This window comes from Secundilactobacillus hailunensis (assembly GCF_005405185.1).
In the GTDB taxonomy this organism is placed as follows: Bacteria; Bacillota; Bacilli; order Lactobacillales; family Lactobacillaceae; genus Secundilactobacillus; species Secundilactobacillus hailunensis.
Genome location: NZ_BJDO01000029.1, coordinates 1 through 20,921, shown reverse-complemented (window position 1 = coordinate 20,921; position 20,921 = coordinate 1). Strand labels below are relative to the sequence as shown.

General features: G+C 46.2%; 18 protein-coding genes and 2 other annotated features. Of the genes, 1 reads left to right on the top strand and 17 read right to left on the bottom strand.

From position 1 onward, the window contains the following. Positions 1-225: 225 nt before the first annotated feature. From recA to yfmF, 6 genes are all read right to left on the bottom strand, one after another. A complete protein-coding gene (recA, locus tag FFM73_RS08365) occupies positions 226-1,362 on the bottom strand; it encodes a recombinase RecA (protein WP_137631320.1) in 1,137 nt (378 codons plus the stop codon). Between the two features lie 88 nt (positions 1,363-1,450). Then, positions 1,451-2,698, bottom strand: a complete 1,248-nt coding sequence (locus FFM73_RS08360; protein ID WP_137631319.1) for a competence/damage-inducible protein A — start codon at positions 2,696-2,698, stop codon at positions 1,451-1,453. A gap of 79 nt (positions 2,699-2,777) precedes the next feature. Beyond that, on the bottom strand, positions 2,778-3,359 hold the full coding sequence (gene pgsA / locus FFM73_RS08355) for a CDP-diacylglycerol--glycerol-3-phosphate 3-phosphatidyltransferase (RefSeq protein WP_137631318.1): 582 nt from the start codon (positions 3,357-3,359) through the stop codon (positions 2,778-2,780). Between the two features lie 65 nt (positions 3,360-3,424). Beyond that, positions 3,425-4,381, bottom strand: a complete 957-nt coding sequence (locus FFM73_RS08350; RefSeq protein ID WP_137631317.1) for a helix-turn-helix domain-containing protein — start codon at positions 4,379-4,381, stop codon at positions 3,425-3,427. A gap of 112 nt (positions 4,382-4,493) precedes the next feature. Continuing rightward, positions 4,494-5,780 carry an EF-P 5-aminopentanol modification-associated protein YfmH gene (gene yfmH / locus FFM73_RS08345; protein ID WP_137631316.1) on the bottom strand — a complete coding sequence of 429 codons (1,287 nt, stop codon included), beginning with the start codon at positions 5,778-5,780 and terminating at the stop codon, positions 4,494-4,496. Next, positions 5,777-7,036 (bottom strand): EF-P 5-aminopentanol modification-associated protein YfmF, encoded by a 1,260-nt coding sequence (gene yfmF / locus FFM73_RS08340; RefSeq protein ID WP_171001252.1) that lies wholly within the window; start codon positions 7,034-7,036, stop codon positions 5,777-5,779. Before yfmF ends, yfmH begins: the two co-directional genes overlap by 4 nt. A 244-nt stretch (positions 7,037-7,280) precedes the next feature. On the opposite strand from yfmF, the gene FFM73_RS08335 reads away from it, so the two are divergent. Further along, positions 7,281-8,636, top strand: a complete 1,356-nt coding sequence (locus tag FFM73_RS08335; RefSeq protein ID WP_137631314.1) for an aspartate kinase — start codon at positions 7,281-7,283, stop codon at positions 8,634-8,636. 57 nt (positions 8,637-8,693) lie between these two features. Here FFM73_RS08335 and FFM73_RS08330 read toward each other — a convergent pair whose 3' ends face one another. The 11 genes from FFM73_RS08330 to tpx all read right to left on the bottom strand — a co-directional run bounded on the left by FFM73_RS08330 (position 8,694) and on the right by tpx (position 20,535). Next, on the bottom strand, positions 8,694-9,545 hold the full coding sequence (locus FFM73_RS08330) for an amino acid ABC transporter substrate-binding protein (RefSeq protein WP_137631313.1): 852 nt from the start codon (positions 9,543-9,545) through the stop codon (positions 8,694-8,696). 17 nt (positions 9,546-9,562) lie between these two features. Then, complete coding sequence (locus FFM73_RS08325; protein WP_137631312.1) at positions 9,563-10,201, bottom strand: amino acid ABC transporter ATP-binding protein; 639 nt, start codon at positions 10,199-10,201, stop codon at positions 9,563-9,565. A gap of 20 nt (positions 10,202-10,221) precedes the next feature. After that, positions 10,222-10,866 (bottom strand): amino acid ABC transporter permease, encoded by a 645-nt coding sequence (locus FFM73_RS08320; protein WP_137631311.1) that lies wholly within the window; start codon positions 10,864-10,866, stop codon positions 10,222-10,224. A 161-nt stretch (positions 10,867-11,027) separates the two neighbouring features. Further along, positions 11,028-11,258, bottom strand: a binding site (T-box leader). A gap of 87 nt (positions 11,259-11,345) precedes the next feature. After that, complete coding sequence (minD, locus tag FFM73_RS08315; protein WP_137631310.1) at positions 11,346-12,149, bottom strand: septum site-determining protein MinD; 804 nt, start codon at positions 12,147-12,149, stop codon at positions 11,346-11,348. Between the two features lie 6 nt (positions 12,150-12,155). Next, the gene (locus FFM73_RS08310; RefSeq protein ID WP_137631309.1) at positions 12,156-12,818 is read right to left on the bottom strand and encodes a septum site-determining protein MinC; all 663 of its coding nucleotides are present in this window, start codon (positions 12,816-12,818) and stop codon (positions 12,156-12,158) included. Positions 12,819-12,833: 15 nt separating this feature from the next. Continuing rightward, entirely contained in the window at positions 12,834-13,358 is a 525-nt protein-coding gene (gene mreD, locus FFM73_RS08305) for a rod shape-determining protein MreD (RefSeq protein ID WP_137631308.1), read from the bottom strand. Positions 13,359-13,368: 10 nt separating this feature from the next. Continuing rightward, entirely contained in the window at positions 13,369-14,232 is an 864-nt protein-coding gene (mreC, locus tag FFM73_RS08300) for a rod shape-determining protein MreC (RefSeq protein WP_137631307.1), read from the bottom strand. Positions 14,233-14,463: 231 nt separating this feature from the next. After that, entirely contained in the window at positions 14,464-15,468 is a 1,005-nt protein-coding gene (locus FFM73_RS08295; protein WP_137631306.1) for a rod shape-determining protein, read from the bottom strand. Between the two features lie 179 nt (positions 15,469-15,647). Then, the gene (locus FFM73_RS08290) at positions 15,648-16,967 is read right to left on the bottom strand and encodes a bifunctional folylpolyglutamate synthase/dihydrofolate synthase (RefSeq protein ID WP_137631305.1); all 1,320 of its coding nucleotides are present in this window, start codon (positions 16,965-16,967) and stop codon (positions 15,648-15,650) included. Between the two features lie 94 nt (positions 16,968-17,061). Next, positions 17,062-19,728, bottom strand: a complete 2,667-nt coding sequence (locus tag FFM73_RS08285; protein ID WP_137631304.1) for a valine--tRNA ligase — start codon at positions 19,726-19,728, stop codon at positions 17,062-17,064. A 59-nt stretch (positions 19,729-19,787) separates the two neighbouring features. Continuing rightward, positions 19,788-20,002, bottom strand: a binding site (T-box leader). Between the two features lie 23 nt (positions 20,003-20,025). After that, the gene (gene tpx, locus FFM73_RS08280; RefSeq protein ID WP_137631325.1) at positions 20,026-20,535 is read right to left on the bottom strand and encodes a thiol peroxidase; all 510 of its coding nucleotides are present in this window, start codon (positions 20,533-20,535) and stop codon (positions 20,026-20,028) included. Positions 20,536-20,921 lie beyond the last annotated feature (386 nt).

Here is a 20,921-nt window from a genome sequence, read left to right as displayed (position 1 = left end):
GCTAAATCAGTAAATTTTAAGATGTTAATTGATTATTGACACAACTAATATTCTAATGTTAAGTCGCAACGCTGTCAATAAAAGAGTAGTGAACGGTTGCTAAGAAAATGATTTATTAAAAAATAATGGCAAAATTAGCCAATTAATCGCTGTAATATATATTTTTACTCCTTTTGACGGCAAAAAATCCAAGCTGCACTTCAGCTTGGATTTTCATTCTGCTTATTAAGACTTAGCAGGTTTATTTTTAGTTGTTTTTGCCGTTTTGGCATCTTTAACATCAAGATCTAACGCCTCAACGCTTTTTTCGGTAGCTTGCTTATCGGTATTAGTCGTATCAGTAGTGGTATCGGTGGCATCATCGTCAGCAGTACCATCCATGTTATAAGCCTTACGGACCTTAGCCCGAATCTCACTCATAACATCCGGATGTTCAGCCAGGTAAGTCTTCGCATTCTCACGGCCTTGACCAATCCGGTCATCGCCGTATGAATACCATGAACCAGACTTATTCACGATATCTTTATCAACCGCCATATCCACCAGTTCACCGGTCTGAGAAATCCCGTGCCCATACATGATATCAACTTCAGCCCGTTTAAATGGCGGGGCAACCTTGTTCTTGACCACTTTGATTCGAACCCGGTTCCCGATAATATCGGTGCCTTCTTTGATCTGTTCTGCACGCCGAACCTCCAGACGGATCGTGGCGTAGAACTTCAAAGCCCGGCCACCAGGCGTGGTTTCAGGGTTACCAAACATCACGCCGACTTTTTCACGAATTTGGTTAATAAAGATCGCGATAGTCTTGGTTTTATTGATCGACCCCGAGAGTTTACGCAGGGCTTGAGACATTAGCCGGGCTTGCAGACCAACGTGTGCGTCACCCATCTCACCATCAATTTCAGCTCGAGGAACCAGCGCAGCCACGGAATCAACGACGATCATGTCGACGGCACCACTGGCAACCAGGGCATCCGCAATTTCGAGTCCCTGTTCACCAGTATCGGGCTGTGAAAGCAACAGATCATCGATGTTAACGCCTAAATTAGTCGCATAAGCTGGATCCAAAGCGTTTTCAGCATCGATGTAGGCCGCTGTTCCACCGTTCTTCTGGACTTCAGCAACCGCGTGCAAAGCAACGGTCGTCTTCCCAGAACTTTCAGGACCGTAAACTTCCACGATTCTGCCACGGGGATACCCGCCAACACCTAATGCATTATCTAGTGCCAGTGAACCGCTGGAAATCGTTGAGATCTGCGTATCAGCCTTATCACCCATTCGCATGATAGAACCTTTACCGAAGTTTTTTTCAATTTTCTTTAATGCAGCATCTAACGCTGCTTGTCGTTCGTCAGCCATGTGTTCCTCCTTAGTCGCCATTTGCAAATTAAACTATACCTGTCTCAACACAAAATTGCAAGCAAAAGCAGAACAAAGGTTCGCATTTTTAGTGAACCGCTAACCGCCGGCGAATGAGGTCCAGACCCGCCATCACTGAGCGTGCCCGAATCCGCTGACGGCCGTTCGTAAAGTGATACAAAAAGGCTTTCGGTTCTTCATCCCGGTAGGCAATGCCGATCCAAACCGTACCAGCGGGCTGTCCCTCTAATTCATCGGGACCGGCTACACCAGTGAAGGAGACCGCAATGTCAGTCTGCATCTTGGCTTTGGCCTGCTGAGCCATCCAGATGGCCGTGGATTTGCTGACCACACCCTGAGTTTTGATCACTTCTGATGGAATCGACAGCAACTGATGCTTCGCTTCGTTGGCATAGGTCACAAAACCGCCCGGAAAGACTGCTGAGACTCCAGGAACACTGCCAATCGTGCTCTGAAATTCACCGGCAGTCAAACTTTCAGCCGCCGTGACGGAAAGCTTCCGGTCGATCAGCTGATTAACCACGACACTGGCTAGAGTATTATCATCACCGTAGCCGTAGAAGTATTGTCCATCGATGGCTAAGATCTGATTGACCATGCCCTGTATCAAAGTATCTGCCTGCTGCTTATCCGTTGATGAAGCAGTCACCCGAAGCGTGACCTCTGCCGCTTTTGCGTATGGTGCAATGGTTGGGTTAGTCTGATGATCGATCAGATCCGCGAGATCCGATACCAGCTTAGATTCACCGATCCCCACAAACCGCAGCACCCTAGAATTAAATACGCGGTTTTGATCACCGTGTTTTTTCAGTTGTGGAATCAATTCCCGGTCGATCATCATCAGGCATTCGGCTGGCGGCCCTGGTAGCAGCACGTAGCTAGTTCCATGCTGATTCAGATACAGGTCACCCACAGCAAACCCATTATGATTTTTCAGACTGATGGCATGCTGAATTTTTAGTTCCTGTTTCGCGTTATTCGGCGTCTTGTTCTTACCACTAGTAGCGGCATAGCTGTCAATTTTAGCTTTAGCGTCGGCATCGACGACTAAGAGTTCACCCAAATGACGGGCAACGATCTGCTTGGTCAGGTCATCTTCAGTGGGTCCCAAACCACCAATTGTTAAGACGAGGTCATTGCGGCTCTCCGCAACTTTTAACACCTTTTCCAGCCGTTCAGGATTATCCCCGACGACCGTTTGATAATAAACATTGATGCCGATACCAGCCAACTGCTGTGCCAAATAGGCGCCGTTCGTATTGGCAATTTGACCCAATAACATTTCCGTTCCAACAGCAATAATTTCAGCGTTCATCACTCAGTCTCCAATCTGATTAACTTTATTTTAGCAAAAAGGGGTTGCTCTCATCTCAAGAACACCCCTCCTTTGTTATTTAATTATTAAATGAATCGGCAAACACGCTTCGGTTCTTAACGAAATAGTCAATTCCTGAATAAACCGTAAAGAATAGGCAAATGTAAAGTAAGATCGTGCCTAACGGGAAGCCAATAAAGAGTACGTTGTTCAGCAGCAATAAAATAATACTAAGCATTTGTGAAGTTGTCTTTATTTTACCCGGCCAAGCCGCAGCCATCACAGTTCCGCTATTTTCCACAATGATCAACCGCAACCCAGTTACTGCCAATTCTCGGCAAACGATAATGGCCACGACCCAAGCTGGTGCCATGTCCATTTGGACTAACAGGATAAAGGCGGTCATCACGATCATTTTATCAGCCAACGGATCGGCAAACTTACCGAAGTTGGTCACCAAGTGTCGCCGACGGGCAATCTGACCATCTAAAAAGTCAGTAATCGATGCCACGGCAAAAATAATTGCTGCCACGATCTGCGTGACTGGAATCTTGGTCGATAACCAGATGACTGACCCCCAATCCATTGGTACTGCCAGAATGATCAGAAAAATGGGAATGAGAATGATCCGGCCAATTGTTAATTTATTAGGTAAATTCACGGTGTCCCCTCCAGATACTTAATTTCTCAAGAAAAGGCAAGCTCTTCAGCTTACCTTCACTAGAATTACTTAAATTGTATGGTAATGTTTTGCACTTGAGACGTCGTCGTTGATGAACTAGCAGCGCTAGCAGTAGAACTGCTAGTTGAGCTGCCTGCAGTAGTCGTAGACGAAGCCGTGGTTGCAGAACTAGTAGCCGTTGATAATGGTAAGGACTTACCACCAATCGTAACTTTAGTTGCTGGTGCGTTACCCAAGTTCAAGGTAGCTGATGTTGCGCTAGCACTCAACTTAATGGTGCGCGTCTTACCAGCTGCAACCGTTCCTTGAAAGGCTGAATTGCCAGCTGAAGTAACGGCAACCCAGGCGCTGTTAGATGTCCTGACCTTAATCGTTTTCGTCTTAGGCGCATTCTTCATCGTATAGGTCGTTGCGTTGCCGGAAGTCGAAACCTTACTGAAGCTAGCTTTCGAAACGGGCTTAGAAGAAGATGACGCCTTCTTGCTGGATGCCTTCTTAGCTGAAGAACTTGACTTAGCAGTACTCCCAGAAACGGATACGGAACTGCTGTCCACGTTTTGACTACTGCGACTTGACTGCGGACTGCGAGTCGTTGCTAACCAGATACCAACGATCACGATCACGACTACGATCACGGCTGCCACAATGGGTACTTGACGCTTGATCTTAGCTGAACGGTCATCGACTTTTCGCTGTGCCGAACGCGTAGAAGGATTATCTTCATTGACTCGGTCCACGTATTCCTGCGTTTTGGTGCTTGGCAGCTGATCGCTAAATTCGTTAAGCAGTTCACTGCCATCCAACCCAACGGTCTGCGCGTACTGCTTAATAAACGCACGCACGTAAAAGTCACCTGGTAAATCCGAAAACTTACTATCCTCAATTGCAATCAAATAGCGCTTTTGAATTTTGGTCGTCTGCTGCAGGTCGTCTAGCGTATAACCCTTAGCGATTCGGGCGTCACGTAACGTTTCGCCAATTGACTTAGTATTTTCACTCATAAATTTTTCTCCACCTATAACCTTTAAAATCTTGTCATTACAGTTTTAGTATAGCATACGTCACGCCATGATTTAATGCTGAATTCCAGCCTGCGGACTTTTTTAAACTTTCTTAATGACCAGGTACGATTTCTTGCAGACTGATGCCAGCGGTACTCAAGAATTGCGTCATGGTTTGAATCACATCGTTCATTGTCAGCCGCTTGATCACCGAAACTTCATCAAATAAAGTGGCGTCACCATATAATCGATCATCGAACTGATTAGCAATCGCCTCTAATGAGTTAAATGAAGACAGCGTGCTGCCAATGGCCTCGCGCTGAACGGCTTCAAACCGATCACTTGCGGTTGCCAGTTTATCAGTTGCATGATGCAAAATGTCCATTATCGCGTTTTCGAAAGTCTGTGGATCTTCCGCTTCACCGGCCATAATAACGTGGTGGGCACCACGCTGCAATTCAATATTGTAGCCAAAACTATCGTCAATAATGCCTTGGTCATACAAGGACAAGAAATCTGGTGCAGTTTCACCTAGCAGCAACGTGAATCCAAGTGACAAGGCATCTTCATACTTCAGTCGATCAATCCCTGTCGGCAGGTCATCCATTCCCCGAATACCGATGGTTGCTTTTGGCCGTTCCACTGGCATCAGCAGTTTTTTATGGGCAATGACTTGATGAGTGTCTGACGGCAAAATACGTTTAATCGGTGCTGGTTTAGCAAACTGTTTGGCGGCTTGATCAGCCTTGACCCATGCTAAGGTTTCGGTCGGTTCTAGTCGGCCGACCACAAACAAACTCATGTTGCTGGGATGGTAAAACGTCTTGTGAGCTAGGTACAGGTCCGCGGCTTTAATTTTATCGATTGAAGCCAGCGTCCCTGCGATGTCATCCGCTAATGGCTGATCCGGATAGAGGTTCGCAATCGTGCCAAAGTAGGCCCGCGAGTTAGGATCATCTTCATACATTTGAATTTCCTGGCCAATGATGCCCTTTTCTTTGTTCACCGTTTGGGCGGTAAAGTAGGGATCTTGGACAAAGTCTATCAGCGTCTCCAAATTTTCTTTCAAATGATGGGTTGCTGAAAATAAATAACTGGTATGCGTATAGCTGGTAAAGGCGTTCGAACTGCCACCAAAGTGCGCAAACGTATCAAAGGCATCATGATCAGCCTTCTCAAACATTTTATGCTCCAAGAAGTGCGCGATTCCAGCCGGCTGGGTCACAGCTTCCGTCCCATCTAACGGAACAAAGGATTGGTCGATCGACCCGTAATCCGTCGTCATAACGGCATAGGTCTTGTGGAACCCCGCTTTAGGCAGCAGATAGACCCGTAACCCGTTATCTAACGTTTCTGAATAGAGCGTTTCGCCGAGGTCTGAGTAGTGTTTTGATTTCATTTGGCGTCCTCTCCCTTCAAAAAATAAACGGCTTGCAGATGAACTTGTTCGGCCATTTTCTCAACGTCTTCTCGCGTGACTTGTTTGATCTGTTTGACCCAATCATCCGCGCTGACGCTACTGTGAAGCAGCTGGTCGAGCATCGCTTGATTGACCAAGGAACGCTGAGAATCTAACCGTGATTCCCGGCCGTTGATCAGGCTAGCAACTACCTGATCAAAAACTTCATCACTAAACTGGCCCTTAGTAATAGCAGTCAGCTGTTCAGCAATAATCGTTTTAACCGCCTGTTCGTTGGACTGGTCGATACCAGCTTGTACCAGAAGCGTTCCGGTAAATCCATCAAAACGGCTGGAAGCATAGTAAGCCAGACTGTTTTTCTCGCGGACATTCTTAAACAGCATTGAGATCGGTGTGCCACCGAATAGGCCATTAAACACGATGGCTTTATAGTAATCTGCATCTCGGTAATAGACCGGTAACTTATACGCGATGTTTAATTTGGACTGCTGCAACGGCTGGCCCTCAGTCTTTGACACCAGTTCGGCTTCGGGACGTCTGTAGATTACCTCTCTGTCATGCACCTGACGATCCTGCAACTGCCAATGAGCCAGCATACTAACTAGATCCGCTTCGGTAACGTCACCGGCCACCGTAATTTGAATCTCGTCAGTTGCCAACAGCTGCTGATAAGTCGTGTAGAGCGACTGCGCGCTGATACCCGCAATCGTTTCAGCATCACCGTAGAGGCTGGTTGCAAAGAACGGTTCATTTTTAAAGTACAGCTCGCCTAACTGCTGTTCAGCGTAATATTGCTTATCATCATTTAAAGACTTTAAATAAGCCATCAGATTTTGTTTCTGACGGCCAAAAGTCGTGGGTTCAAAGGCTTTATCGGTTACTAACGGCCGGTAAATGACACTGTGTAAGAAACTGACCATTTCACTTAGCAGTGATTCACCGCCAATAAAGTGATCGTTAATGATCGTACTTGAAAACCGCAGTCCCTCTTGCAAACCGTAGCGAAATACATTCACGCCATAACTGGCGCCATACATCATCGACAGTTTCTGGGCTAATGATGTTTGGGTGGGATACTCAGCACTGGAAGTTTCCAGTAACTGCGCTAATAAAATGCGGTTGGATAGCTCCTGAACGTTACCAGGCGCAATGTAATCCACCGTCATACTAATTGTTTTGAATTGGGTCGTGGGAATGACGTTCAACCACACGCCCTTTGCTAATTGGGTTGCCAATTTTCGCCCTCCTTTGGACATTACCAAACCATATTAGATGATTTATAGCTAAAACGCCACCCTTTTGGATTGAAAAATGCAAAATAATTACGGTAACTGCCTGCAATCAACAGCATATCGGCCGCTTCCTTGTAGCCGTTCAAATAACCATTAAAATTGGCACCAATTTAGCTGAGCCAACTTGCGTTCTAACCAACTTCTTTGCTATTCTTAATGTTAAATCACGGATATAGGGGGAATCAGGATGAAAGTTGTTAAATTTGGGGGTAGTTCCCTAGCCAACTCTGTTCAAGTCAGCAAAGTGGTTAAAATTATTCAAGCAGATGACCAGCGACGCTTCGTGATCGTCTCCGCACCTGGCAAACGGTTTAAAGGGGACATTAAGGTCACTGACCTGCTCATTCAATACGCCAAGGCTACTATGAACAACACGCCGACTGAAACCATTACGGGTCAGATCATCGCGCGTTACGAAGAGATTGCCACCGCCTTTAAAGTGCCGCAGACTGCGTTCGAGAAAATCAAAACAACCATCTTAAGCCTCCCTCAACAGGACTATCAAGATGACGGTTACTTGATGGCGGCTTTTAAAGCTCATGGTGAAAAGCTAAATGCAATGTTATTTGCAGAGGTGCTGAAAACTGCTGGTGTCAATGCGAAGTATTTAGATCCCAAGGACGTTGGTTTAAAGTTAACCGACTCGCCCAACGACGCGGAAATCATTCCCAGTAGCTACGAGCAAATCAACCAGTGGGCTGATAGCAAACTCGTCCGCGTTATTCCCGGCTTCTTCGGTTATAACGATCAGGGCCAGATCTGTACTTTTTCCCGTGGCGGATCCGATATCACAGGCGCAATTATTGCCCGTGGTGTGCACGCGAAACGCTACGAAAATTTTACGGATGTGGACGCCATCTACGCTGCTGATCCCCACATCATCCACCACCCGATCGCCATTCATAACATGACCTTTCGAGAAATGCGGGAACTGTCTTACGCTGGCTTCTCCGTTTTTCACGATGAGGCCCTGATTCCCGCGATTCAAGGCAACATTCAAGTGGTCGTTAAAAACACCAATCATCCCAGTGAACGCGGGACTTCAATCACCTCTCATAAGCGCGTGAACCCCGCCTACCCAGTTTCAGGGATTGCCAGTTCGCCGGGTTTTTGCGGTATTTATATCCGTAAATACATGCTAGATAAAAAACGCTTTTCACAAAAGATTCTCAACCTATTGGCTAAATATGACCTTTCGTATGAACACATGCCTTCAGGGATCGATGATCTCACCGTCATCATGCGTCAAGATCAGCTCACCCCCGAACTAGAAGATAGACTGATCCGCGAATTGGTCATTGCACTGCAGCCCGACGAGATTCATATTTCACATAATTACGCGCTGCTGATGGTGGTTGGCGAAGGCATGGCAGACCGAACCGGAATCATGTCCAAAGCAACCGATGCGTTAGCCCGCCAAAACGTTAAACTGACCATGGTCAATCAGGGTGCTTCAGAGATTTCCATGATGTTTGGTATTAAACAAGATGAAGCTCAGGCTGCGATTAAGGCGTTGTATGACACCTTTTTTCCGGATCTATAAACCCAACTAAAAAGAGCGAATTCCCAAAATTTGGAAATTCGCTCTTTTTAGTCGGAACTACTTATTATTCTTCAGCAATGGTGAATCAGCACTATTACCAAACCACTTGTGGTTGATCTTAGCTAACGTCCCATTCTTAGCTAGGATCTTAAGGCCACGGTTGATCTTGTGGCGCATCGTAACATCGGTCTTCCGCATCCCAACACCGAACTGTTCCTTTGGAAATGACCCGTTGTTGATCACGTAATCTTGAGGGTTACTTTCATGGTTAACGTAGTAGCCGGCATACGTTGAATCAATGATCATCCCCTGAATCCGGCCCGCGTTCAAATCAATGAAGGCGTTTGTGAAGGAATCATATAGTACGGGTGACTTCCCCTTGATCCGGTTCTTCAGCAGGTTCGGGTACTGACTGATATCTTGAGCCCCTGATGAACCCGCTTGAGCTCCCAAGGTCTTCCCCTGCATATCAGCATAGGAATTAATGTGATTCTTCTTTAACGAAACCAGCGTTTGATCATTTTGCAGATACGTATCACTAAAGGCGACTTTCTTTTCCCGTTGCGGCGTCTTAGAATACCCGTTCCAGATTAGATCGATCGTCCCGTTGTTTAACTCGGTGGCGTTCATCGACCAGTCAATGGACTGGAAGCTGACCTTGATGCCGTACAGTTTAAAGACCGCTCTGGCCAAATCAATATCGTAGCCAACCAGTTTACCACTCTTTTGCCGGAAGCCCATTGGCACGAAAGTATCATCCAAACCAACGGTCACGTAGCCGCGCTTCTCAATGCGATTCCAGTTATCAACGTGGCTAGCCCGCTTACCAACACTGACACCGCTGCAGCCAGACAATAGTGAGACGGTGCAGACCAGCATGATTAGGCAAAGCCAAATTTTCTTTTTCATGCTTTTTCCCCTCCCCACTAAGCTTTAATTGGTTCAACACGAACAAGTTGATCAGCAATATTTTTAGCGAATTCCATATCATGAGTAACCACGATCTGGGTCACATTTTGCTTTTTCAATCCCAGAATAATATCTTCAACGGTCTGGCGTAGATCCGGATCCAAGGCACTGGTTGGTTCATCGTAGCAGAGGATCTTCGGGTTCATCGCTAAGGCCCGCACGATTGCTAGCCGTTGCTTTTGACCGCCCGATAACTGGTATGGATATAAGCCTTCTTTACCAGTCAAATTAAGTTGGTCAATCAATTTTTGAGCCCGTTTTTCAGCATCCGTCTTAGATTGTTTCAATACCAGTTGCGGTGCCAAAGTAATGTTATCCAAAACCGTTAAATTCGGAAACAGTTGAAAGTCTTGAAAAACGACCCCAATAACGTTGTCGTTATCCCGGTTGTTAGCAGGATCAAACGGCTTGCCATCTAAAGTGAAGGATCCTGAATCAATCTTTTCCAAGCCGCTAATGCAACGTAGTAAGGTGGTTTTACCAGCTCCTGATGGGCCCACGATCGTCGTGATCTGATTATCTTTTACCTGCATATCAAAATTATCTAAAATCGTGCGGCCGTTAAATTGCTTTTTAATTTTTTTAAGTTCTAGCATACGCGTTTCCCCTCTCTAGCTTATCGCCATGCCCGGTAGTGCTGTTCAACTTTGCGCAAAACGTAGGTGGCAACAGCCGTCATCAACAGGTAAATAATCCCAACTAAGACCAGCGGTAACAAGGTGACATCTCTGGCAGTCGCGACGTTCCCGGCACGAAGCAAGTCGCCAAGTCCGATGACGTAAACCAATGATGAATCCTTGATCAGGTTGATGGTTTCATTACCGATTGAAGGCACCACAATTTTGATCACTTGCGGAATCACGATCTTACGTAAGGTTTGACCACGGGTTAATCGAAGGACCCGCGCACTTTCATACTGACCTGGGTCGATCGATTGAAAACCGCCCCGGAAGATCTCAGCGAAGTAAGCCGTGTAATTGAGAATAAAGGCAAACAACGCAGCGTCATAACGCTGGAAAATAATCCCGATGATTGGTAGCCCATAAAAAACGAAAATTAATTGCAGTAACAATGGCGTACCACGCATCAGCCAAACGTAAAATTTCAAGATCCAACGCAACGGTGCGATCTTTGACGTTAACCCAAGACTAGCTAAGATACCCAGCGGGATCGAAGCAATCAGCGTCCAGAAGAAAATTTTGATCGTCATCCAAGCCCCACTCAGTAGGGATGGTAAAATTTGAGATACATAGTGTAACATAATGACTCCCCCTTCTTAATAAAAAAAGCCCTCTTGAACTAAAACTCAGTTCAAGAGGGCGACAAGACAATATCGCTGTTCCACCTCTAATTCGATTACTGCTCACACAGCAATCCTCATGAAGTTTACTATGAAATTAAAAAGTCCTCTTGGCAATATGCCAAGAGGACGATAATTTCGCGGTTCCACCTCTGATTCGCTGACTGTTCACACAGCCAACCTCAGTAAGTTTATATAATAAACTTCAGCGATAACGAGCTTACCGGAGCTTTCCTACTTCGTTCAGAAAGTCAACTCCTGGATGTGATTCGTCACGATTAACTGCCCGGTTCTCACCTGCGCGGGCTCTCTGCTTAATTAATCGTGATTACTAGTCCAATCAACGTTTGTTTTATTAGATTAATTCTCATTATATCTTAAATATATTCTTTGTCAACTCTTATTCAGTGAAACCGCAGTTTACTTTTCATTCAAACCCTTTAACCACGAGAGAACCAGTGGCTAACTTTAGACCAGAAACTGGTTTTGGGCTGCTGAATTTTCATCAGCGGCACCGTTTCGCCTTCCAGTCGCCGGGCAATGTCTCGATACCCCTTGCCAGCAGCGTTTTCAGACTCCAAAACAATGGGTTCACCCCGATTAGAGGTAGCAATGACTTCATCATCGTCCAAAACAATGCCTAACAGCGGAACACCCAGATGATGCGTGATCTCATCGACGTCCATCGCATCCCCGTCAGCCATCATATGGCCACGAATCCGGTTGATCAGCAACTGTGATTCTTCCTTTAACGGATTTTCCTCTAACAAGCCAACCACTCGGTCAGCATCGCGAACAGCGGAGATTTCCGGTGTTGTCACGATAATTGCCGCATCAGCGCCAGCAATGGCGTTCAGAAAGCCTTGCTCGATTCCTGCAGGGCAGTCGATCAGTACGTAATCGAAATCTTTTTTCAATTCGTCAACGATGTCTTTAGCCTGATCTTCAGTCAGCGCGGTTTTATCCGTGTTTTGTGCGGCCGGCAATAGGTACAGCAGGTCGTCAAACCGCTTATCTTTAACTAAGGCTTGCGCCAGTTTAGCCCGGCCTTCTACCACATCAACAATGTCAAAGATGATCCGGTTATCAAGGCCCAGCACAACGTCCAGATTTCTCAGACCAATATCTAGATCTACTAAACAGACACGCTTCCCCATCAATGCGAGGGCGGTCCCAATATTGGCACTGGAAGTTGTCTTGCCGACACCCCCTTTACCAGAGGTGATTACAATTGATTTTCCCATCTTCAGTTAGCCTCCCATTTGGTGATAAATCTTTGGATTAATCGTTTTTAGATCACTTAATTGACCATATTCCAATACGTGTAAGTCGTTGACGTATGCAACGGTCTGACTGCCCTTTGTCGGCTGATCAGTCTCCACAATGCTGATTTGCTCACCAATGCGAACTTGCTGTGTGCGCTGCAGATCACCGATGACAACTTTTTCTTCGTTACTGGGATAACCGGCTTGCAAGATACCCAAACACGTTCCCATGACGTAGATATTGCCCGTCGTTAACAAACGGCCGCCCTCATTGATCACACCCAGGTATAAGACGTCGCCCTTTAGTTCAAGGGTCTGTCCGTTACGGATCGTCTGGGTGGCCAAATGAACGTTATCCTGTTCTTTGATGTGAATGGCGTCGTCAATCGTAATCACATCCGGAATGACCTTGTGGATCTGAAAATGATCATACTTACTAAAAATCTGTTCTAGTGCTTGATTCTGTTCAGCCGTCAATAAACGGTGATTGCTGATCACATCAAAACTGATTGATTTAGTGGCATTGGAACTAGCAGCTAAATTATCAAGAAGTCCCCTAAGTGTCTCCTCGATAGCTTTAAAACTAGCTGCTTGATCTAACACAAGTTGATAACCATTCTGATTACCGCGTAACACTACAGCTTGCATACTCCCGACCCCTTTTTAATTCCGCAAACGATTGAATAACCATTGAACTGGAAAATATAGTATGACGTAAGCCGCTAAATTGTAGGCCAGCGTCGGTGCTAGTGAATCGACCATCATTGTTGCAAATGAGGCGGTCGTCATGTGAACGACCAGATTACCAAAGTAACTGAGCGTGCAGACCACGGTAATGTCGATAAAATAAACCAGTAAACCACTCAAAAAGTTAATTGGAAAGGCTTTATAACACGCCCTTGTTAGGCCAACCACGATTGGAAAGATAAACACGAAGATACCCCAGATGCCCGTGTAATAAACATCGAATAGGCCACCCGCAATGGCTGCCCAAACGGTTAGTGGAATCTGAAGCTCATCTTCAAAGAAGACCGATAGTACTAACCACAGCACAACTAAGTAGCTGCTCATCGCGTACGGCGCGCTAAACAGCTGCCGTGGAAAGGCTGCGCCTAAAATACCGTCTAAGTAAAAAAACAATAACAACCCAATTGGAAAGCCGTAACGTAATTTAGTTACTCGTAACATATTTGCCTCCTTAATTGGTTGTTTGAGCCTGTCTAACTGCTACAGTGACAACACTCAGTTCAGAAAGATTGGTTGCCGGTTTAATTGAAATTTTGGCAGCTAAGCCGTAATTATCAGTCCCAGTGGTAGCCACTGTACCAACAAACAGCCCAGCAGGCATCACGCCACCTAAACCACTAGTGGCAACCTTATCGCCCTTTTCAATCTTAGCCTTTGAAGTCACGTTACCCATTTCGATTAAGTTCTTGTTATGGTTATAACCGGAAAGGATCCCATTAACCGTTTTACCGCTCTTAGTGGTGATTGTCACCGCAAACCGGTTGGCAGATTCACTGCTGTTTGAGAGTAATTCAACTTTACTATTCGTCCGGTTGACTTCAGCAACTCGGCCAACAACCCCGGAGCCTGACAGTACTGGCATATTCTTCTTAACACCAGCTGAGGACCCCTTATCAATAATTACCTGGTTCTGCCATGCAGATGGTGTCCGGGCAATCACATTAGCGGTGACCGGTGTATAGTTGGTCAGCGACTGATTTAACTTGAGTTCCTGTTTCAATTTTTGGTTTTCTCGATTAACTGCTTGATCATGAACTTTAGTCTGTGCCAGTTCTTGGACTTGACCCTTTAGGCGCTGGTTTTCTTGATAAGTATTCATTAAATCAGAAAAACCGGTTACTGATCCATTAAGGCCACTAACAGGCCAAGCAACCACGCGGTTAACCAAGCCCACCACGTCGTTGCCAAACTGTTGAACCATAGGCGGTGTCGACCGCTTGTTGCGAATTGCAACGGAGACACTCATTAACCCAAAGCTGACAATTAGACAAATAATTATGATCACTAATCGTCGGTTTGAAAAGAATTTATGCATGATCATCCTCCAGTGATTGGAGAATGAGCCAACTCAATTGACTCGTTCTCTGTTAACATTAAAACATTAAAAAGTGCGGCCTTTTCCGAATACCCATAATTAAATAATTCCGTATGTTCTGAAATTGAACATACGGAATTATTTGCTTACACGGCTGGAGGTGTTCCTAATCGATCAATTCCAAATGTGGCAATGATCAATTACCCAGAACCAATGCCTCACTCCCGAATGCTATTTCTTTTTCATAACGTCAATGCTTTTAAGTGATTCACCAGTCCCAATTGCAACACAATCCAGTGGATCGTTAGCAATAAACACGGGCACCTTAGTGGCATCGGCAATAACGTCTGGTAAATTATGCAGTAATGCACCGCCACCAGTTAACACGATCCCGTGATCGATCACATCAGCCGCAATTTCAGGTGATGTTTCTTCAAGGGTTTCTTTAACGGCAGTAATGATCTCTTCAACTGATTCATGAATGGCTTCCGCAATATCAACCGCCGAGACGTCGATCGTCTTGGGCAGACCCGTAATTAAATCACGGCCACGGATTGAAGACACATCATCCGCACTAACGGCACTCTTGGAAGCAGAACCAATATCCCACTTCAGCTGTTCAGCAGTCCGTTCACCGATCAGCAGGTTAAAGTGCTGGCGAACATAGGCCACGATAGCTTCGTCCAGCTTGTCACCGGCCATCCGAATCGAGCGGGATGAAACGATGCCACCCAGTGAAATAGTTGCCACATCAGTAGTCCCACCACCAATGTCGACCACCATGCTACCGGTTGGATCCATCACAGGAAGACCAGCACCAATGGCAGCAGCAAATGGTTCTTCAAGCACGTAAGCGTCACGGGCACCGGCAACACGGGTGGCGTCAATAACCGCCCGTTTTTCAACTTCTGTCGCACCGCTAGGCACACAAACCATGACGTAAGGCTTGCCATTTGAGCTGCCCAACGTCTTTTGAATATAATACTTCATCATTGCAACGGTTGTATCATAATCGGCGATCACGCCGTCTTTCATTGGCCGAATGGCAACAATACTTGCTGGTGTCCGCCCAATCATTGCTCTTGCATCTTCGCCGACTGAGACGATCTCGCCGGTCTTCGAATTCTTGGCGACAACTGAAGGCTCACGTAATACGATGCCTTTACCGTCTACGTAAACGATCGTGTTGGCAGTCCCAAGATCGATACCAATGTTTTTAGTTCCTATTCCGAACAATCTGTTTCATCCCTTCATTTAGCCACAATCATTCATCTGATTGTTTGTTAATTTGCTAGGTGTTATTATACCATACCTCAAAAATTTAATAACTACTCGCCGACTAAAAGCATACTCAATTATAGACCGGTCTGGCAAGTATTAATTTATTATTTAATGGAAAATAAATATTACGGTTTTTATGACGCTTTAAAGAAGGCGCGCACGTCGGAAATAAAGTACAGCGAACCGGTGATCAAGAACAGATCATCAGCCGACATCCGCTGGGAGATCGCCCCAATTGCCAGCTGCCAGTTATCGATGACTTCAATGCGGTCGTCGTCTTGATACTGGGCGGCTAATTTTTCTGGGTCAGTGACCGCCCGCGTACCTGGTCCTTGAAAAGTAGTCAGTATAATGTGCAGATTAGGCACCGTCCGCAGCGTTGCCAGCATCTTATCATGCTGCTTATCCGCCAGTATGCCCACTAGAACGTAGATTTCAGTTTGACTAAAACGCTGCTTTAATAATGCGGTCAATTCTTGAAATGCTGGTTCATTATGAGCGCCGTCGATAACAATCAGCGGCTCTTGGTTGATGGTTTCAAAGCGACCGGCCCAGACGGTCTTCGCCAATGACTGCGCGATATCTGACTGGTTGATCGGCTGATGGGTCTGTTCCTGATACAAAATAAAAGCGGTCAGCGCACAGCTGGCATTATCGACTTGATAGTCACCCAGCATACTGATCTTTAGGCCCTTAAAGTGATTATCTTTAAAGTGGTAATCAAACTTTTCCTGCCAGCCGGCTTCCGACTTGATTGTCGTTGTGGCTTCATGACCTAGCCGGTACAGCTGACTGTGATTGGTCTTTGCCGTCTGAACCATGACCTGCATGGCTGAATCCGGTAGCCGGCCAGCCACAACTGGGACGTTGGGCTTAATAATACCGGCCTTTTGTGCCGCAATCTCAGGCAAGGTGTTACCCAGCAGTTTCATATGATCAAACCCAATGGTGGTGATCACCGAAACGGCTGGGGTGAACACGTTGGTGGAGTCTAATAGACCGCCAATACCGACTTCGACCACCGCCACGTCGACTTGAGTCTTAAAGTACAAAAACATCATGGCCGTGATAATTTCAAATTCAGTCGGGCCACCCTCTGAATAGTGGGCGTCCAGATCCACCACAACTGGCTGAACCCGGTTCACTAAGTCCACCAGATCATCATCTGAAATGGGCTTGCCATCCACCGAGATTCGTTCGTTAAACCGAACTAAAAACGGTGACGTAAAAGTACCCACCGTGTAGCCTTGCGACATCAAGAGATCACGCAAATAGGCGACCGTCGAGCCCTTACCGTTGGTCCCAGCCACGTGAATGGCTGATAAATCTTTTTGGGGATCCCCCAGCAACGCCATAAATTTACGCATCCGATTTAAATGGTCACTTTTTTCGCTCTTCTTAAACTTGGTTCGTCCATGGATAAAACTTAACGCTTCATCATAATTCTCCACCATGACTATTTCTCCACTCTTCTCAATTTAAAAAGGACGGAATCAATGTTGATCCCGCCCTTCTTGATTCTAAATTGTATTATAACATGCGCAACAATTACTGTTCAGCTTTCAAGGCAGCCAAACGATCCTGAGTTGCTTTGAGTTTGGATTCATTATCAGCCTGTTTTTGACGTTCGCCGGCGACCACATTATCAGGTGCGTTAGCCACGAAGCGTTCGTTACTTAATTTCTTCTTAGCACGGTCAACTTCAGCTTGAAATTTCTTGATCTCCTTGTTCAACCGAGCGGCTTCGTCGTTTAGATCAACCAGTTCAGCTAGTGGGACATAGACTTCGGCATCGGTGATGATCCCAGTCATGGCCAATTTTGGTGCTTCAACGTCGGCGCCAATGGTCAATTTCTTAGGGTGCACGAAGCGGTCAATGTAGTCCCGGTTGGTTTCAAACACGTGAGTCAGTTCCTTGTTATCCGTCTTGATCAGCACATCAATTTCAGAAGACATTGGTGCGTTGGCTTGAGCCCGGATATTCCGGACAGCCTTGATTAGTTCGATCAAGTTGCCCATTTGTGATTCCGCCTGCTGATTGTCAAACTCAGCGTGAACTACTGGGTACTTGGCAACGACTAATGACTTACCGTCATGCGGCATGGTCAACCAGATCTTTTCGGTCACAAATGGCATGATTGGGTGCAATAGACGCAGCGTCTGGTCCAAAACGTAGGCCAAAATGTTACGAGTATTGGCCTTAGCCTTTTCGTCATCACCGGTCAAAATTTCCTTACTCATTTCGATGTACCAGTCACAGAAATCATCCCAGATGAATTCGTAAAGCGCCCGGCCAGCTTCACCAAAGTTGAACTTATCGAACTGTTCAGTGACTTGGGCCACCGTCTTGTTCAACCGGCTTAAGATCCAGCGGTCAGCCAGGTCCCATTCGGATTCATCGGGCAGTTCTGGCTTGGTCATGTCGCCCAGGTTCATAATGACGTAACGGCTAGCGTTCCAGATCTTGTTGATAAAGTTCCAGGCAGCGTCCATCTTGGTGTAGGTAAAGCGCATATCCTGACCAGGCGTAGAACCGTTGGATAAGAACCAGCGCAAAGCATCGGCACCGTACTTATCAATCACATCCATGGGATCGATCCCGTTACCCAGAGACTTACTCATCTTGCGACCCTGTTCATCACGAATCAAACCGTGCAGCAGCACGTGCTTGAATGGCCGGCGACCGGTAAATTCAAGGGACTGGAAGATCATCCGTGAGACCCAGAAGAAGATGATATCGTAACCCGTTACCAGCGTGTCAGTTGGGAAGTAACGCTTGTAATCAGGCGCATCCGTATCCGGCCAGCCCATGGTTGAAAATGGCCATAAGGCGCTTGAGAACCAGGTATCCAAAACGTCTTTATCCTGTTCCCAGTTTTCGATGTCCTTTGGCGGCTGTTCAGCAACGTAGGTTTCACCGGTCTTCTTGTTGTACCAAGCAGGAATTTGATGACCCCACCAGAGCTGACGTGAGATGACCCAATCGTGAATGTTATCCATCCATTGTGAGAAAGTATGCTCAAAGCGTCCTGGTACGAAGTCAACACGGTCATCAGTTTCTTGGTTCTTCAAAGCCTGTTCGGCCAATGGCTTCATCTTAACGAACCACTGAGTCGATAACCGGGCTTCAACTTGAACCCCAGTCCGTTCTGAGTGACCAACGGAGTGGACGATGGGTTCGATGGACAGCATCAGGTCTTGATCTTGCAGATCCTTAACCATGGCTTTACGAGCTGCGAAACGATCCAGGCCTTCATACTTGCCGGCCTTTTCGTTCATGGTAGCGTCTTCGTTCATGGTGTTGATCCGCTCCAGATTATGCCGGTTACCAACCAAGAAGTCATTCGGGTCATGGGCTGGGGTGATCTTAACGGCACCAGTCCCAAAGTTAGGGTCAGCATGCTGATCGGTGATGATTGGAATTTCCCGGTTAGCCAGTGGCAAAATAACTTTCTTGCCAACCACATCTTTATACCGTTCATCACTGGCGTTAACGGCAATGGCTGTATCACCCATCATGGTTTCCGGACGCGTGGTGGCAATTTCGATGTAGTCCTTGCCGTTTAACTTGGTCTTACCGTCAGCAAACTTGTATTTGACGTGGTAAAAAGCACCCTTATCATCCTTATGGATCACTTCAATGTCAGACAAAGCAGTCCGCGCTTGCGGATCCCAGTTGATAATGTATTCACCACGGTAGATGAGGCCCTTGTTATAGAGTGAAACGAAGACCTTTTTAACCGCGTCAGAAAGACCCTTGTCCAGAGTGAACCGTTCACGGGAATAGTCCAGCGACAAGCCCATCTTGGCCCATTGTGCCTTAATGGTGTTGGCGTATTCGTCCTTCCATTCCCAGACTTTATCCACGAACTTCTTGCGGCCAAGGTCGTATCTGCTAATACCCTGTTCACGCAGCTTGGCTTCAACCTTCGCCTGCGTGGCGATCCCAGCATGATCCATGCCGGGTAACCAGAGTGTATCGTAGCCCTGCATCCGCTTTTGGCGAATGATCATATCTTGTAAGGTCGTATCCCAAGCATGGCCTAAATGCAGTTTACCGGTAACATTTGGCGGCGGAATAACGATTGAATACGGTTTAGCTTTCTTATCTCCACTGGGTTTAAATAACCCTTCTGACAGCCACTCATCGTACCGGCCGGCTTCAACAGCTTGCGGATCGTACTTGGGCGGCATTTCTGTCGACTTATCTGTCATTTGATTTCTCCCTTTCGTGATTGATTGTTATGTAAGAAAAAAAGCACTTCATCCTATAAAAATAGGACGAAATGCTTTTCGCGGTACCACCTAAATTGGGCTTTTAAACCCCTCTTAATAACAATCGTTAACGGATGTCACTCCGGTCAGACCTACTTCGTTCAGTCTGACAGCTCGCAAGCTACTTTTGATCAGCGGTTAGAAAAACCTTTCAGCCAAGGGTCTTCTCTCTGCACAAAACCAGGTGATCTACTCTCTTGCTCATTGCTTATACTCGATATGATAGCCAATTTTAGACTAATCGTCAACTCTAGATGTTAATTTTTCGATTGCATTTAACGCAGCAATATAATCTGGCTCGTTAGCCACGTCATCAACAATTTCTTCATAAGTGATCTTACCTTCTGCGTCAGCCACGATCACTGCACGGGTCAACACGCCCATGTTAGGCAAATACAGGTTAGTGGCGTAGCCAAATGACAATTCTTCATCGGACAAGACTTGCAGGTTAATGACTCCTTCGGCACCGCACCAATTCTTCTGCTGCTGGAGGGTGTTGTTGGAAATGGTCACAAAGGTCGCATCGGGATAGTGGTCAGCTTGCTGATTAAACTTGTGGGTCTGGGTGCTGCAGACAGGGGTTTGCAGATCAGGCACGATAGAAAGTACGAGTGGCTTGCCAATTAATTGGGCCATTTTAACCTTTTCACCATTTTGATTGAACAACTTAAACTTGGGTAACTGGTCCCCAACTTGAGGTGGGTTACCTTCTAATTCAACTTCTTCACCGTTAAATTTAACCTTCATCAATATAAACACTCCTTTTGGGTGCAACTATAGGTTAAATTTACTGCGGAAGGGGAAAAGAGTCAAGGCAAAACCAAGGTGCGAAAGCAGGCGTTTAGAGACTGGAGCCTAGTGGGGAAGTCGCAGAAATCCCGGGTCTGGATTTGTGTGGCTTTCTCGCTAGGTGCAAGTCTCTGCCTGCTGGAGCCCGATTAGGCTAGATAAAATAAATGCTCAACATTTTTGCTGCCCTTTGTTATATATGCTGCTTAAATCCAAAAAACCTATATAATCAAAAAACAAAAAAAGGGTCTAAGCTTTTTAGTGTTGATTAAGTTCAACACTGAGAAACTTAGGCCTGTTTTTTTGCAAAAAAAGGACACCTAGTCTCCCAGGCGTTATACTTT